General features: G+C 70.5%; 13 protein-coding genes and 1 tRNA gene. 3 read left to right on the top strand and 11 right to left on the bottom strand.

All coding sequences use genetic code 11. The features are described 5' to 3' along the window. From HTZ77_RS15520 to HTZ77_RS15495, 6 genes are all read right to left on the bottom strand, one after another. Positions 1 to 211: helix-turn-helix domain-containing protein (locus HTZ77_RS15520; protein ID WP_175588630.1), on the bottom strand; the 211-nt coding region annotated here is incomplete at its 3' end. Between the two features lie 98 nt (positions 212 to 309). Beyond that, on the bottom strand, positions 310 to 2,292 hold the full coding sequence (locus HTZ77_RS48205) for a sensor histidine kinase (protein ID WP_175590237.1): 1,983 nt from the start codon (positions 2,290 to 2,292) through the stop codon (positions 310 to 312). Positions 2,293 to 2,334: 42 nt separating this feature from the next. Continuing rightward, the gene (locus tag HTZ77_RS15510) at positions 2,335 to 3,351 is read right to left on the bottom strand and encodes a hypothetical protein (RefSeq protein ID WP_175590236.1); all 1,017 of its coding nucleotides are present in this window, start codon (positions 3,349 to 3,351) and stop codon (positions 2,335 to 2,337) included. Positions 3,352 to 3,440: 89 nt separating this feature from the next. Continuing rightward, positions 3,441 to 4,343 carry a LysR family transcriptional regulator gene (locus HTZ77_RS15505; protein ID WP_175590235.1) on the bottom strand — a complete coding sequence of 301 codons (903 nt, stop codon included), beginning with the start codon at positions 4,341 to 4,343 and terminating at the stop codon, positions 3,441 to 3,443. 90 nt (positions 4,344 to 4,433) lie between these two features. Next, positions 4,434 to 5,843: an arabinofuranosidase catalytic domain-containing protein gene (locus tag HTZ77_RS15500; RefSeq protein ID WP_205302638.1), complete on the bottom strand. Its 1,410-nt coding sequence runs from the start codon at positions 5,841 to 5,843 to the stop codon at positions 4,434 to 4,436. A 515-nt stretch (positions 5,844 to 6,358) separates the two neighbouring features. Then, on the bottom strand, positions 6,359 to 7,207 hold the full coding sequence (locus HTZ77_RS15495) for a helix-turn-helix transcriptional regulator (protein WP_175590233.1): 849 nt from the start codon (positions 7,205 to 7,207) through the stop codon (positions 6,359 to 6,361). Between the two features lie 103 nt (positions 7,208 to 7,310). Here HTZ77_RS15495 and HTZ77_RS15490 point away from each other — a divergent pair, with 103 nt between their 5' ends. The 3 genes from HTZ77_RS15490 (at position 7,311) to pstS (ending at position 10,049) form a co-directional block, all read left to right on the top strand. Next, positions 7,311 to 8,087 carry an alpha/beta fold hydrolase gene (locus tag HTZ77_RS15490; protein WP_175590232.1) on the top strand — a complete coding sequence of 259 codons (777 nt, stop codon included), beginning with the start codon at positions 7,311 to 7,313 and terminating at the stop codon, positions 8,085 to 8,087. 94 nt (positions 8,088 to 8,181) lie between these two features. Beyond that, complete coding sequence (locus HTZ77_RS15485) at positions 8,182 to 8,841, top strand: hypothetical protein (protein WP_175590231.1); 660 nt, start codon at positions 8,182 to 8,184, stop codon at positions 8,839 to 8,841. A 137-nt stretch (positions 8,842 to 8,978) separates the two neighbouring features. After that, complete coding sequence (gene pstS / locus HTZ77_RS15480) at positions 8,979 to 10,049, top strand: phosphate ABC transporter substrate-binding protein PstS (protein ID WP_175590230.1); 1,071 nt, start codon at positions 8,979 to 8,981, stop codon at positions 10,047 to 10,049. 51 nt (positions 10,050 to 10,100) lie between these two features. On the opposite strand, the gene HTZ77_RS15475 is transcribed toward pstS, so the two are convergent. From HTZ77_RS15475 to HTZ77_RS15455, 5 genes are all read right to left on the bottom strand, one after another. After that, positions 10,101 to 11,156, bottom strand: coding sequence for a zinc-dependent alcohol dehydrogenase family protein (locus tag HTZ77_RS15475; protein ID WP_205302637.1), 1,056 nt, complete (start codon positions 11,154 to 11,156; stop codon positions 10,101 to 10,103). A gap of 107 nt (positions 11,157 to 11,263) precedes the next feature. Beyond that, positions 11,264 to 11,704, bottom strand: a complete 441-nt coding sequence (locus HTZ77_RS15470) for a cupin domain-containing protein (RefSeq protein ID WP_328808605.1) — start codon at positions 11,702 to 11,704, stop codon at positions 11,264 to 11,266. A gap of 187 nt (positions 11,705 to 11,891) precedes the next feature. Continuing rightward, a complete protein-coding gene (locus HTZ77_RS15465) occupies positions 11,892 to 12,644 on the bottom strand; it encodes an SDR family oxidoreductase (protein WP_175590229.1) in 753 nt (250 codons plus the stop codon). A 609-nt stretch (positions 12,645 to 13,253) separates the two neighbouring features. Next, positions 13,254 to 13,330: transfer RNA gene (locus HTZ77_RS15460), tRNA-Ile, on the bottom strand. A gap of 124 nt (positions 13,331 to 13,454) precedes the next feature. Beyond that, the gene (locus HTZ77_RS15455; RefSeq protein WP_328808604.1) at positions 13,455 to 14,084 is read right to left on the bottom strand and encodes a DUF3566 domain-containing protein; all 630 of its coding nucleotides are present in this window, start codon (positions 14,082 to 14,084) and stop codon (positions 13,455 to 13,457) included. Positions 14,085 to 14,090: the final 6 nt, after the last annotated feature.

The raw sequence follows: 14,090 nt of genomic DNA, 5'->3' as shown, positions 1-14,090 counted from the left end.
CCGCGGTGCGGTGCGGGGTCGTATGGGGCCGGCTGGAGCGGTCGTGCAAGCCCGCTTCGCCATGGTCGCGCCATCGACGTACCCACTTGTAGGCCGTGGGCCGGGAGATGCCCATCTCGGCGGCCACATGCGCGACCGGGCGGCCGGACAGGACGCGGTGAACGAGCAGACGGCGACCATGAACGGTCAGCCGGGCGTTACGGTGGGACACGAGGCCTCCGCGTGTGCTGCAGATTCGACACCTACACCACACCGGAGGCCTCTCCTATGATCAACCCCCACTGTTAACAACGTCCGTGATCAATACATCTAGCCGGTGGGGGCCCAGGCGAGCGTCGGGGCCTCGGCGGTCAGCTCGAACCAGCCGTCCTCGTTCACGACGTCGAGCCGTCCGTCGAGCGCGGCCAGCCGGGTGGTGAGGTTGCCGATCCCGGCCGAGCCGTGGCGGCCCTTCGCCGGGCGCGCCCCGTCGTTGCGCACGCTCAGCCGTACGGTGCCGTCCCGTACGGTGGTCGTGATCACGCAGCGGCGGGCCGAGCTGTGCCGCAGCACGTTGGTGACCGCCTCCCTGAGCACGATGCCGAGCGTGGTCTCCACCTCACGGCCCAGGGTGTCGTGGCCCAGGTCGAGCTCCACCTCGACGCCCGCGGTGGACAGCAACGCGCGGGCCGACTCCGCCTCCGCGCTCAGCGACAGCTCGCCGTCCCTGCCCGAGACCGTCCGCAGGTCCTCCATGGCCCGCTCGGTCATCGTCCGGACGTCCTGGAGCTCCTTGCGCGCGCGGTCGGCGTCGAGCCTGCGGGCGAGCTCGCACTTGAGCAGGATCGCGGCCAGGGTGTGCCCGAGCAGGTCGTGCAGGTCGCGGGCGGCCCGCAGCCGCTCCTCGACGACGGCCGCGCGGGCCAGGCCGTCCCTCGACTCGCGCAGCTCCCTGGCCATCCCGGCCAGCCTGAGCAGCCCGTACACGACCAGGCCGGTCACCACCGTGCTGATCGCGTAGTTCACGGTGAGCGCGACCGGCAGGGCCAGCAGCACCCCCGAGACCGCGACGACCGCCACGACCGCCGCCACCAGCGGGAGCGCCACCGCCCACGGCAAGGCCAGCAGGATCGGTCCCGCCAGGAACCCCGCCACCCCCAGCCACGGCTGGCCGAACAGCGGGAGCGGGGCGAACGTCAGCACCGCCATGATCGACAGCGCCAGGTGATGGCGCCCCTCGACCGACCGCACCTGCATGACGACGATGACGGCCAGCAGCGGCGCCGGCCACAGCGAGCCGGCCGCCAGCAGCGCCTTCACGGAGAACCCCACCAGCACGGCCGTCAGCAGCGCGATCGCCAGCGCGCTGTCGCGGGCCGGCCGGTCGGGCGGGCGCGTGACGGGCAGCCGCGCCTCCACGCTCACCCGGGCGTCCCCCGTGAGCCCGACGGTGAGCGTGCCGCCCGCCTTCTCGACCTGCTCCGGCAGGTCGCCGAGGTCCGCGTCGGCGGCTGTCCGGGCGCCGTCGTCGGACACCCGCAGCCACACCGTGGCGCCCTCCGTGAACGTCTCGATGCGGCAGACGGTGGCCGCGGACCTCCGGACGATGTCCGTCACGGCCTCCCTGAGCACGGCCGCCAGCAGCGCGCCCGCCGGGCCGAGCGGCTCGGCGTGGCTCACGCGCACGTCCACGGTGACGCCCGCGGCGGTCAGCATGGCCTTGGCGGTGGTGATCTCGGGGGCCAGGGACATGGCCCGGTAGCTCGCCGCCGCCGCCCGGGTCTCCGCCAGCGAGCGGCGCGCCGTCTCCACGTCAGGCGTTCCGGTACGCGCGCTCTCGGCGATCGCGGACAGCGCCCGTCCCAGGCCCGCGCTCAGCTCGGCGGCGATGCGCAGCCGCTCCTCGGCCGCCGCCGTCACCGCCAGCGACAGCCGGGCCGCGTTCACCTCGTCGATCCGGTCGATCATCCTGGTCAGGCCGTACACGACCAGCGAGACCAGCACCATGCTGATCACCGGGTCGGGCGGCCCGAGCAGCGCGGCGCTCGCCGCCACGGCCAGGGCCAGCGGCCAGAGCCTGGTCAGCAGCAGCGAGCCGCCCACGAAGCCCAGGATCCCCACCGAGGAGCCGAACGCCAGCACGGACCCGTACGCCAGGACGGCCTGCACCGGCACCAGCCACCACGAACGCCGCAGGGTGAAGAGCACCTGCACCGCGAACACGGCCACCGCCGAGGGCGCCCCGGCCACCACGTAGATGCTCGCGAAGCCGGCGAAAACGACGGCGACGATCAGTTTCGCCTGCTTGTGCACCCGTGCAGCCTAGAAGAGACCCTTCGGCGCCCACGGCATGGGTCACCGCTCGGCGAACGCCCGGGCGGTCCGGAGCTCGGACACCCGCCGGGTCGGCGTCCGTCGCGCGGACACGGCCAGGATCAGCACCACGCACGCGGACACCAGCCCGCACAGTCCGAGCGCGGCCTGCAGCGTCAGGGCGTCGGGGTGCGTCAGCGCCTGCCCGCGCTGGGCCTGCCACAGCACCAGCCCGGTGAGCCCGGCATACCCGAACGCCGCGACGATCACCAGGGCCGTACGGGTGGCGGCGCCCGACAGGACGGGGAAGCGGCGGGCCAGCAGCCGCAGCCCGATCGCGACCAGCGGGATCACCTGCAGCGCGTGGAGACCGACGAAGTGCGCCACCCGCAGGTCACCCGAGTCGGTCTCCCACCCGGTCACCGCCATGCCGGCCCCGCCGTCGGGCGCGCCGACGCTGTGCGCGCCGATCGTGGTCAGGCTCAGCCCCCTGGCCAGCCCCTCCGCCTGGTCCGGCGTGGGGGAGGTCATCAGGTAGCCGACGGACATGCCGGCCAGCGAGATCACCAGTCCGAGCGGGATGGCCCAGGCCATCGCCCTGTCCACCCGCCGCTGGGCCACCAGGAAGATCCCCATCGCGAAGGTCATCAGCCAGCCCAGGTACGCCGCCCCACCCATGACCATGAACACGGTGGTGTCGAGGCCGGTGGAGAAGTTGAAGTGGCTGGGCACGCCGCGCGCCGCCTGGAAGGTGATGGCCGCGATCTCCGGCGTGACGAACCCGGCCACGGCCACGGTGCCCAGCCACCACAACGTGCGCCGCCACCGCCCCGCCTGAGCGATCATCCAGGCCAACGTGATCGCGTACATGCCGAACGACACCGCGAACTTGAACGGCTTCAGCCACACGCCCTGCCCCATGAGCGTCCGCCCGTCCACCACCAGGCCCAGCCCGCAGACCAGGGCCAGCACCGCCATCGCCGCGGCGCAGTACGTGAGCGGTCCGTGCCACGAGGACGTGACCTTCCGAAGTTCCCGGCGCTGAAGCAGGGCACCCATGACGACTCCTTCTCATCGACTGGGTACAACCCTGCTGGTCAGCGGCCCACACCGACCAGAGACCCGATCACCGACCCGGCATGACGTCGTCACGAACCAGACATGTGCGTACCGGCCTGCCGCATGTCGGTGACGGCTTGCGCGAAGGCGCGGACGAGCGGGCTCTCGTGGCCGCTGCGCCACACGTACGCCCACTGCACCGGGTCGGCGTCGCGGACGGGCAGGTAGACCAGGCTGGGCCAGGGATAGAACTCGGTGATCTCGGCGGTGACCCCGGCGACCGCCTGGCCGGAGGCGACGACGTTGAGCGCCTCCTGCCAGGTGGAGACCGAAGGACCGCGCGGGACGAGCCGGCCGGACGGTGTGCGGTAGGGGTTGAAGACCTCCTCCATGTAGACCGGGATGGACTGCCCCTGGACCACGGCGCAGTCACCGAAGTCCTCGACGCTCACCGAGTCGCGCTGGGCGTAGGGATGGGTGGCGGACACCATGAGCAGCACCTGGGAGGTGTGGGTCAGCGGGCCGATCGTCAGATCCGGTTCACGCACCGGCAGCCACAGGTGCGCCACGTCCACCTCGCCGGAGCGGAGCAGGTCCAGCGGGGAGGGCGGCTGCACCTCGCGAAGCTGCAGCCGGGCGCCGGGGTGGCGGGTATGGAAGAGGTCGAAGGTGTCCTTCATCATCAACGAGTGCGGACCGATGGTGCCCACGGTGAGGGTGCCCGTCACGCCGTTGACCGTGCCCTTCACCTCCTCGATCCCGTCCATGATCTGCAGGTAGCCGGCGCTCAGCCTGCGGTGGAGCTGCTCGCCCACGGGGGTGAGGCGGACCGAGCGTGAGGTGCGGTCGAAGAGCGGGGCGCCGATCCGGCGTTCCTGCTTCTTGATCGCCTGACTCACGCGGGACGTGGTGATGTGCAGCCGCTCGGCGGTGCGGCCGAAGTGCAGCTCCTCGGCGAGCGTCAGGAAGATCTCGATGTCCCGGAGCTCCATTGCCTCATCCCGATCGTGAATATACGGGTTAACGAACCGTTGACCTCCGGCTCAAGATGAATCTACCGCTCAAGGATGCGCCGCCGAGGCTCATCTGTAGCCGGCGGCGACGATGTTGGCCTGGACCGCGTTCTCGGTCGCGTCCGACGGATAGCCGGACGTCATCACTCCCTCGTAGAAGGTGCCGGCGGCGCCGTGGCTGTTGTCGCCGCCGATGCCGAGGATGATGGCCCCTTCCTTCTTCATCGGGTTGTAGCCCGGCACGTTGGGACGCACCCCGTTGTAGAAGGTGGACAGGCTGCCGGACTGCGCGTTGCCGCCCCGGATGGCCCAGTGGTTGGGCTCGCCCTTGATGACGGCGGTCAGGTACCGGTGGCTGATGGTCGGGTCGTTGGCGTTGTACTTCTGGTTCACGCCGGAGAACAGGCCGTTCTCCAGGTCGGCCATGATCCAGGGGCCGTTGCCGGCGCCGTAGCCCCAGACCTTGATGTTGCCGAAGTAGATGGCCTCCATGGTGCCGTTGCCGTTGTCGCGGCTGTTGGTCTCGGCGTTGCCGTAGTCGAAGCAGCAGCCGCCGTTGTAGTGCGTGCCGTCGAAGATGGCGTACATCCCCTCCGGCTGGTCGCCCTTCGCGACGCCGTTGGTGGTGTTGTTGCGGTATCCGACCCCGGGATCCACGTAGACGCCGTAGGCCTTGTGGCCGTAGACCGTGGTCGGCGCCTTGGTCGCGGTGGCGAGGTTGTCGTAGCCGCCCGGGGCGGGGCCGGGGAACCCGCCGGGTGGCGCCTGGGTGAGGCGGTTGTTGCGCCCCGACTGGTCGTAGATGATCGTGATCAGGCAGGTGGTGCCCGCGCAGAACGAGTCCTGCGCCGCGGCGTCGGCGCCCCCGCCCGCGCTCAGCACCCCGACGTCCCGGGTGGCGTTGTCCGAGGCGCGGCGCACCTGGTACAGCGGGCCGTTGTAGGCGGCGTACAGGGCACGGGTCGTGCTGTGCGCCGCCACGCACGGAGTGCCGCCCGCGGCGTAGATGTCGCACGGCTGCCTGGACGGCGACGGCGTGGGGGTCGTGGTCGGCGAGACGGTGGGGGTGGGGGAAGAGGTTCCGCCGGTGCAGGCCACGCCGTTCAGGGCGAAGCCGGACGGCGCCGGGTTGGAGCCGGTCCAGCTCCCGTTGAAGCCGAAGGCGGCGCTGCCGCCGCTGGGGATGCCGCCGTTGTAGTCCGCGTTGGTCACGGTGACCTGGGCGCCGGACTGGGTGTAGGAGCCGTTCCAGAGCTGGGTGACGGCCTGACCGGCGGGGAACGACCAGGTGAGCTTCCAGCCGTTGATCGGGTCACCCAGGTTGTGAACGCTAACATCGGCGCCGAAGCCGCCGGGCCACTGGTTGTTCACCGTGTACGTGACCTGGCATCCGACCGTGGCCGCCGATGCGCCGTGCGTCGCGGCGACACCGACGCCGGCGGTCGACAACGCGGCCAGGGCGGCGGCCGAGAGCCTCAACCGCCGACGGAAAGAGCTGATGTGTCGCACAGGTGCCTTCCCTTCCTGGAGATGTGGCGTCCGGACATCGTGCGACCCTCTCTGCCGAGAGTGGGCGTCCGGGGATGAGCGGTAGCCGGACCTGGCGGATTCGCGGCCCGATCCGTCGCGGGATGCCGCGTGACCGCCGTCGCGACCAGGCAACCCCTGCCGCTCACCACCGACTCCGGCAGGAGGCCGCTCCGGGCTCAGTGTGAAAACCCCGGTGAAACCTGTCAAGGCGGTGCCTGGCGTGGAGCGCCTTGTCGCACGACAGCGTGAAACTTTCATCCTCCGCACCTGGCAGGTGGCCGGGACCCGGCCTGGTGGGAGCCGGTGCTTGACGGGGCTCCCTCGGGTCGTATTTGCTGCGCGGCACACCACCGATGCACCGGCGGAAAGGGGTCAGCCTGGGCCAGCCTTGTTAACGCTCACATCACCATTCGCCACCCGCATCGGCTGACGACATGGAAGCAACCCGCGGGAGTACCGAGCGCCTATCGGTGGCTGCGGTGCGCGGTCTCCGGGCCGACCACCCGCAGCAGCTCCAGCGCCTCGAACGTCTTCGACCCCGGCGGCGGCGTGTAGACGAGCAGGCGCTGGTCCTCGGCGGGGGAGAGCAGCAGCTCGCAGTCGAACTCCATGTCGCCGATCGCCGGGTGCCGCACGCGCTTCCGGCTGCTCCGCCGCACCGCCACCTCGTGCAGCTCCCACAGCCGTACGAACTCCTCGCTCGCCGCGCGCAGCCGCTCGACCAGCCCGGTCGCGACGGCGTCGGTGCCGCGCCTGGCCACGGCCGCGCGCAGGTCCGCCACGTGCATCCGGGAGTAGGCGGGATGCTCCTCCTCCGGGTAGGACTCGCGGACGAACGGGTCGGTGAACCAGCGCCAGGCGATGTTGCGGTCGGGCTCCTCGATCGTGCAGTGACAGCCGAACAGCGCCTCGGACATCGTGTTCTGCGCCAGCACGTCGCCCAGGTCGGTCACCAGTTGCGCGGGTGTCTCCACCAGCCGGTCCAGCAGGAACAGCAGGCCGGGCCTGACGTGCTCGCCCGCGCGCGGCCCGGCCGGCGGTCTGTGCCCGGCCAGCAGGTAGAGGTGGTCGCGTTCGTCGCGGGTCAGCCGCAGCGCCCGCGCCAGCGCGGCCAGGAGCTGCGTCGACGGCTGCGGGCTGCGCGCCTGCTCCAGCCGCATCAGGTAGTCGGCCGACATGCCCGCGAGCTGGGCCACCTCCTCCCGCCGCAGTCCAGGCGTACGGCGGCGCGGCCCGGTGGGCAGTCCCACCTCCCCGGGCAGCAGCCGCTCCCGCGAGCGGCGCAGGAAGTCGGCGAGTTCCTCACGATCCATGCCCCCATCCTGCAATATCTCGAAATATCGCTGCCTAGGATTGCTTGTCCTAGGGAGTCCGGTCCGCTCCACAACGGCCGCCCCGCTTGGCACGGTGGACGGCATGACGACGAAGAACCTGACCGTTGACGGAGCCCGCATCGCCTACCGCACCCTCGGCAGCGGACCCGCCCTGGTGCTGGTGCACGGCACCGGGCCCGGCTCCGTGACCTGGGACAAGATCGCCGAACGCTTCGCCGACCGCAACACCGTGATCCTGCCCGACCTCGCCGGCAGCGACGTGGCCGAGGACGACGGCGGACCGCTGACCCTGGAGGCGCTGACGCGGCAGCTCGCCGCGGTGATCGAGGACTGCGGGCAGGCGCCGGTGAACCTGGTCGGCCACTCCCTGGGCGCCGTGGTCGTCCTGTCGCTGGCGGCCACCCGGCCGGAGCTGGTGCGCAGGCTCCTCCCGGTGTCGGGGTTGGCGCACACGGAGGACGAGTACGTGCGCAACACGTTGCAGCTCTGGCTGGAGCTGGGCGACGATCCGGAGATCTTCTCCCGGTTCGCGATGCTCGCCGCGTTCAGCCGCCGCCACCTCAACGAGATCGGCCGCGACGCCGTCGAGGAGCTCGCCAAGGGCTTCCACGCCCACCCCAACCGGATGCGGCAGATCGACCTCGTCCTCCGGGTGGACATCCGCCACCTGCTGCCCCGGATCCAGACGCCCACGCTGGTCGTCGGCGCCACCCGCGACACGCTGGTCCCGGTGGAGAACGCCCTCGAGATCCACGCCGCCATCCCCGGCAGCTCCTACGCCGAGCTGGACACCGGCCACGTCTCCCGCGCCGAACGCCCCGACGACCTCGTCAAGCTCGTCCGGGACTTCACCGCCTAGAGGGCATGTGCGTCCAGGCCGCGCGCTTCCGGTCCCTCAGGAGGATCGGCGGAAGGCATTGGACCGAGCGTGGCGGGTCGGCCACGATGAGGGCATGACGAAGAACGGATCGGCGCAGCCGCCGGCGGGAGGCGGAGGGGCGGGCTTACGGCTGAACTGGCCGGCTGTGAGCGCCGTGGCGGGTGCGGTGGCCGCCGTGGTGGCGCTGATCGCCTACCTGGCGCCGCCGGCCCCGCCGCCGCAGTCCCAGCGGGACGTGGTCGTCCCCACCCCGGTGCCGGAGTCCTCGTCACCGGATACGGCCACCACCCGGCCCGCACCGCCGAGCCCGAGCCCATCTCCTGAGCCCAGCACCCCCGACTCCAGCACGCCCGAACCCCGCACGCCCGAGTCCCGCACGCCTGAGCCCCCCATGCCGAGGTCCACGCCACCGGCTCCGGCCTCCTCCGAGCCGCTGGCCCAGGTCCGTCCCGGCGGCTGCGACGAGGCGGCGGCGGCGCTGACCGCGTACCGCCGGAACGCCGGAACCGTCCGCAACAGTCAGGCCGCCGCGGCTCAGCAGGCGCGCCAGGACCTGATGGGCGCGAGCCTCGAGGCGCAAGGAGTGGTGGCGGCGAAGATCAGCCGGCTGGCCGCCGGATTCCAGGAACTGAGCTTCCGCCTGACCGGCATGACCGGCGGCGATCCCAACCAGGTGATCGCGGCCATCAAATCCGACGTCGCGGAGCTCAACAGACTGTGCGGATCCGGCTGATCGCCCGGCGGTGGAAAGCACGTTGAGAAGGCGGTGCCAGAAGTCGACAGACGGCTTGCCGGTTCGATGACCGTTCGGAGCCGGGAGTTCGGCAAAGGGTTCACTGGACCGAAACCATCCCTTCATAGCCTCCTGAAATGGCGAAACGGACATGGACCGCTTGGCCGCGTGTGCTGACTGCCGTCACCCTGGCCGTTTGCGGAAGCGGCCTGAGCGTGACGGCGATGTTGCCCCACGACGACGTGCCCCGGAGCCTGCCGGTCGCCGCGTCGATCTCCGGCTCCGGCTCGACCGCGCAGAAGGGCGCGATGGACGCCTGGCGTGCCGAGTTCCGCCGGCTCAACCCCGAACTGCGGGTGGACTACCGGGCCAACGGGTCGGGGGCCGGCATCCGCGACTTCATCGCGGGCGCCACCGCGTTCGCCGGCTCGGACGTTGCGATGCGACCCGGCGAGCAGGCGTCGGCCGACAGGCGCTGTGGTGGCCGCGCGGTGCATCTGCCCATGGTGGTCGGCCCGATCGCGTTGGCCTACAACCTGCCGTCCGTGCCGGATCTGAAGCTCTCGCCCACCACTGTGACCGGCATCTTCAGCGGGCGGATCACCAGATGGGACGCTCCGGAGATCGCCGCCGACAACCGCGGCCGACGCCTGCCGTACAGCCGGATCCGGCTCTTTCATCGCTCCGACGACTCTGGTACGACCCACAACTTCACCACCTATCTCAAGGCGGCCGGCGGCTGGCCGAACGAGCCGGCCCGGAAGTGGACCGGCGCGGGGCGGGGTGTTGCGGGCTCCGCGGGGATCACCGAGGCCATCCGGCAGGCCAGGGATTCCATCGGGTACGTGGAGTACGGGTTCGCCAGCGACGTCTGGTTGCGTACCGCCGCAGTGCGCAACGCTTCCGGCCAGTTCGTCGCGCTCTCGCCGCAAAGCGCCACCCGCGCCCTGGAGGGCGCCCGGGTCGTCGACGAGAACGGCGGTCCGGTGGTCAAGATCGACTATCTGACCAAGGCCAAGGGCGCCTATCCCATCATTCTGGTCACCTACGAGATCACTTGCTCGAACGAACCCGACTCGCTGGTGCGGACCTTCCTGCGCTACACCGCGAGCGGCGCCGGCCAGTCCTACCTCTCCCTGTACGGCTACGCGCCCCTCCCACCCGACCTCCTCGCCAGGGTGCGCGCCCAGCTCGGCGTCACAGGCTGAACGGAACTCGGGCACCCCGCCCGTACCTCGCCGCACCGGCAGGGCCGCGTCCTACCTGTCGTCCTCGAAGACGAAGAGTGGCTTGGCGCCGCGTGCGGGCGCTTCGGCGAGCGCGATGGCCTCAGTGAAGCGTTCGAGCGGAAACGGCCGGCCCTGGGGGATGTGCAGCACTCCATCAGCGACGAGACCGCGAACCTCGGACAGCGCGCGCAGCGCATCCTCAGGTGAGGCGGCGCCGAACCAGCGATTCAGCCAGAAGCCACGGACTGCTTTGGTCTCGTAGATGACCGAGCGTGCCTGCAGCGGGATCGTCAGCGCTGCCGGGTCGCTCTGCCGATGAGTGGAGAGCGCGCCGTAGACCACGACCTCTCCTCCCGGAGCCAACGCCTGGGACACCTGGGCGCCCACCTGGCCCGCGACACAGTCGATGGCCTTACGCACGCCGGCCGGTCCTGCTGTCTCAGCCACACGCTGCGCCAGGTCCTCGTCCTCTGTGCAGATGACCTCGTCACCACCGAGCGCCCTGATCTCCTCGACGGCGTCGCGCCGCCGCACGACATTGATCGTCGGAATGCCCAGATGCCTGGACAGCTGAATGACGAGCCGGCCGACGGTGGAGCCCGCGGCCGTCTGCAACAACCATTCACCCGGCTGTACGTCGAGTTCGCGAGTCACGAGGAGCAGCGCGGTCAGCGGGTTGACGGCGAGTTGACAGGCGCTGGAGTCGCTCAGACGGTCGGGAACCGGCAGGAGCCTTCGCGTGTCGGCGACAAGGTATTCCTGCCAGGTGCCGGCCACCCGGGGCCCGGGCACCGCCGGGACCGCGACGGCCACCACGCGCTCGCCGATCTCCAGTCCCTCGGTATCCGGGCCCAGGGCCTCGATGCGACCCACACACTCCATGTGACCGCCGACAGCGGGAAATTCGGGGGAGAAACCGTAGCGGCCACGCAGTACATGCAGATCACTGGCGTGAATCGGAGTCGCCTTCACCCGGATCAGCGCCTGACCGGCTCCTGGCACGGGAACAGGCCGGGATTCCAGCCGCAGGACATCGGTCGGCTCGCCGACCTTTCCGGCTACGAGCGCGCGCATGAACTGCGGCATGAGCGACCTCCGCTCAGTTCAGGCCATCAACCTGTCATTTCACGATCGCTGCGCCCGGACGCTGACCCGGACCCGGACCCGGACCCGGACCCGGACGCGGACGCGGATCAGCGGGCGGCGGGGCGCGGGGCGCGCAGGTGAGCGCGCTGTGCCAGTTCCTCCTCGGCAACGTACGTGAGCATGGGCCGGCCCGGCTCGCACAGCATGAAGACGACGAACGTGGTCGGAGCGTCCGGCAGGGCGTTGCCGTCCTGGTAATGGATGACGTCGCCGCCCGGTTCCCAGAACGTCTCACCGGCCTTGACCACGCGCTCGGGCTCACCCTCGAGCTCGAACCGGACCGCGCCCTCGATCACGTAGCCGAAGGCCGGCCCCGAATGGCGGTGCGGAGCGGCGCCGGGGTGGCCGGGAGGCCACTCGACGAGGACGGTCATCCCCGAAGCGCCTTCGGGGATGAAGGGCGGCTGGATGTCCGCCAGCATGGTGACACCCGACAGCGCAAGGCTCTCCTGCGTGGCGGGCCCGTTCACTGAGTCCTTCTTCGACACGATCGATACACCTCCGTCGTCCTGTCCGAACGCACGATCTCGCTTCAGCCACCCCCCTCTGGCCTGTGCGGGGCCACCTCCAGCGGAATGCGCCTGTGCGGCATCCCCTGCCAAGGAACACCTTGCGACGTGAGTACGACCGGACCGTTCGCTCCCAGGGGCCCGCGTACCACAAGAGGGGAGCGCGCTACGTGGCGGCGCTCTGCCCGAGCCAGTCCCGGTATCGGATGCGGCCCAGAGCGGCGCCGTCATCGGGCACCAGGGTCCGCTCGCCCGGCACGCTGCCGTAGTAGCGCGCCTGAGAGTCGGTGACCACTGTGCGCGGGTCGCCCCAGGCAGCCAGGGCGTCGCGGAAGAACTCGTCCATCCGGAACCGCTCGGGTCCGGCTATCTCGGTCCGGCCGTTCAGCGGTGCGCCGACCGCGACCCGGCCGACCGCCTGGGCGACCTCCTCACCGGCGATGGGCTGGAAGAGCACGGGCCCGATCCGCACCGTGTCGCCGTCCGTGGTCGCGTCGGCGATGCCCCTGACGAACTCGAAGAACTGCGTGGAGTGCACGAGCGAGAACGGGATGCCCGACTTCTCGATCAGGTCCTCCTGGGCGATCTTCGCGCGGAAGTAGCCGTTCTCCGGCATCCGCGCGGTGCCCACCACCGACAGCGCGACGTGGTGACCGACCTTGGCCGCCGCTTCCGCGGCCAGAAGGTTGCGCGTGGAGGTCTGGAAGAACTCCATCACCGCGGCCGGCTCGAAGGACGGCGAGTTCGACACGTCGACCACCACCTGCGCCCCGGCCAGCACCTCGGCCAGCCCTTTCCCGGTGAGGGTGTTGACGCCGGTGCTCGGGGCCGCCGCCACCGCCTCGTGACCGTGCTCCCTCAGCTTCGCCACCAGCTTCGACCCGATCAGGCCTGTCCCGCCGATCACGACGATCTTCATGGCAAGACCCCTTCTGTCCGCCCGGGGCACCCCCGCACCAACCGGTCCCCGGTCCGCCGGCCAGGACAGGGCAGCCTCCGGGCCTGTGACAGCTCTCGTGAAGTATTCTCCCAGGTCGCAGGCTGAACCGTCGGCTTGGGGCGCCATCGCGCGCCACTCAACGCCCGACGTCAGGGTTGGAGGCTTGGGCTGCCCTGACCAACCCAGACAGCGACCCTGTCGGCTCATGGACGGAAGGTCCCCTGTTGGCGATCATCCCGGAGCTGAGTCCCCGCCGGAGGCTGCTGTTTCCGTAATTCGGCCAGCGCCATGGCAATGGCGCCAAGCATGAAGCCTGTTCCGACCAGCGCAATTGGGGTCCCTGCCTCATGAGCACTTTGGCCGAAGAGGCCGACGACACCACCGAACCCCAGGCCGCACGCGCAGCCAGCGCGCAGACGGTAGGTGGTCTGGGCAGATCTACGTCCTCACCGCGGACCGATCCGTGTTCACGACGTCCGACACACCGCCGCATCTCGGAACGGTGAGAGCCGGGAGAAAGCGATCAAGAGGTGCAGTACTGGCTGCAATAAAAAAGGCCCCGGAGCTTGATCGCTTCGGGGCTTTCGTTGGTGGGGCTACCAGGACTTGAACCTGGGACCTCTTCCTTATCAGGGAAGCGCTCTAACCGACTGAGCTATAGCCCCGCGCACACCGCACCGTATCGCATCGGATTCACCAACGCGAACCGGTTGCGCGGACGAGGAAAAGCTTACCGTGTCCGCGCCGGTGCTCGCGCCGCCCTCGGTCGGGCGGCGCGAGCTCGTCCGGCTACTCGGCCTCGCTGAAGGTCACCTCGACGCCGCCCACCAGGTCGGAGGCGACGTTGTAGATGACGGCCCCCAGCGTGGAGAGGGCGGTGATGAGGACGACGTTCACCGCGCCGATCAGGGCGGTGTAGCCCAGGATGCGGACCGGCTCGAACCAGGAGGCGATGTCGATGGGCAGCGCCGTCTGGCCCTGCTCGCCCTGGCCGAGCTGGTTGACCAGGTCGACGATCGAGTCGAAGACGCCCAGCGCGGACAGCACGCCGTACAGGACGGCCACCGCGACGAAGAGCACCACGAAGCAGACGAGCGAGACCACGAAGCTGAACTTCATGGCAGACCACGGCTCGATGCGGCGCAGCACCAGGTGGGCCTTGCGGGGGAGTCGGGCCCCCGACGAGGACTTCTTCTTCGAAGACGACGACCCCAGCTCAAGCTTCGGCGGCGCCTCGGACGCCAGGGACGGCCGGATGCCTGATCCCTTGCCGTCCTGCTCCGCCTGCCCCGGCTTGGCGCCCGCGGGGCCCGGCTTGGGCCCGGCTTGCGGGGCCGAAGGGGACGGCGGCGCAGTCGGCATCGGGTGCACGGCCGTGGCGTTGTCCTCGTCGGGCTTGTCAAAGGTCTCGGATTCCACGGACTT

The sequence above is a fragment of the Nonomuraea montanisoli genome, from assembly GCF_013363975.1.
Classification (GTDB): Bacteria; Actinomycetota; Actinomycetes; order Streptosporangiales; family Streptosporangiaceae; genus Nonomuraea; species Nonomuraea montanisoli.
This window is presented reverse-complemented; position numbering and strand designations above follow the sequence as displayed.

Bases quoted from the DNA above. Each gene is read 5' to 3' on its own strand.
- HTZ77_RS15510 (WP_175590236.1), bottom strand. From the start codon at position 3,351: ATGGGTGCCCTGCTTCAGCGCCGGGAACTTCGGAAGGTCACGTCCTCG.
- HTZ77_RS15505 (WP_175590235.1), bottom strand. From the start codon at position 4,343: ATGGAGCTCCGGGACATCGAGATCTTCCTGACGCTCGCCGAGGAGCTG.
- HTZ77_RS15495 (WP_175590233.1), bottom strand. From the start codon at position 7,207: ATGGATCGTGAGGAACTCGCCGACTTCCTGCGCCGCTCGCGGGAGCGG.
- HTZ77_RS15490 (WP_175590232.1), top strand. From the start codon at position 7,311: ATGACGACGAAGAACCTGACCGTTGACGGAGCCCGCATCGCCTACCGC.
- HTZ77_RS15485 (WP_175590231.1), top strand. From the start codon at position 8,182: ATGACGAAGAACGGATCGGCGCAGCCGCCGGCGGGAGGCGGAGGGGCG.
- pstS (WP_175590230.1), top strand. From the start codon at position 8,979: ATGGCGAAACGGACATGGACCGCTTGGCCGCGTGTGCTGACTGCCGTC.
- HTZ77_RS15475 (WP_205302637.1), bottom strand. From the start codon at position 11,156: ATGCCGCAGTTCATGCGCGCGCTCGTAGCCGGAAAGGTCGGCGAGCCG.
- HTZ77_RS15465 (WP_175590229.1), bottom strand. From the start codon at position 12,644: ATGAAGATCGTCGTGATCGGCGGGACAGGCCTGATCGGGTCGAAGCTG.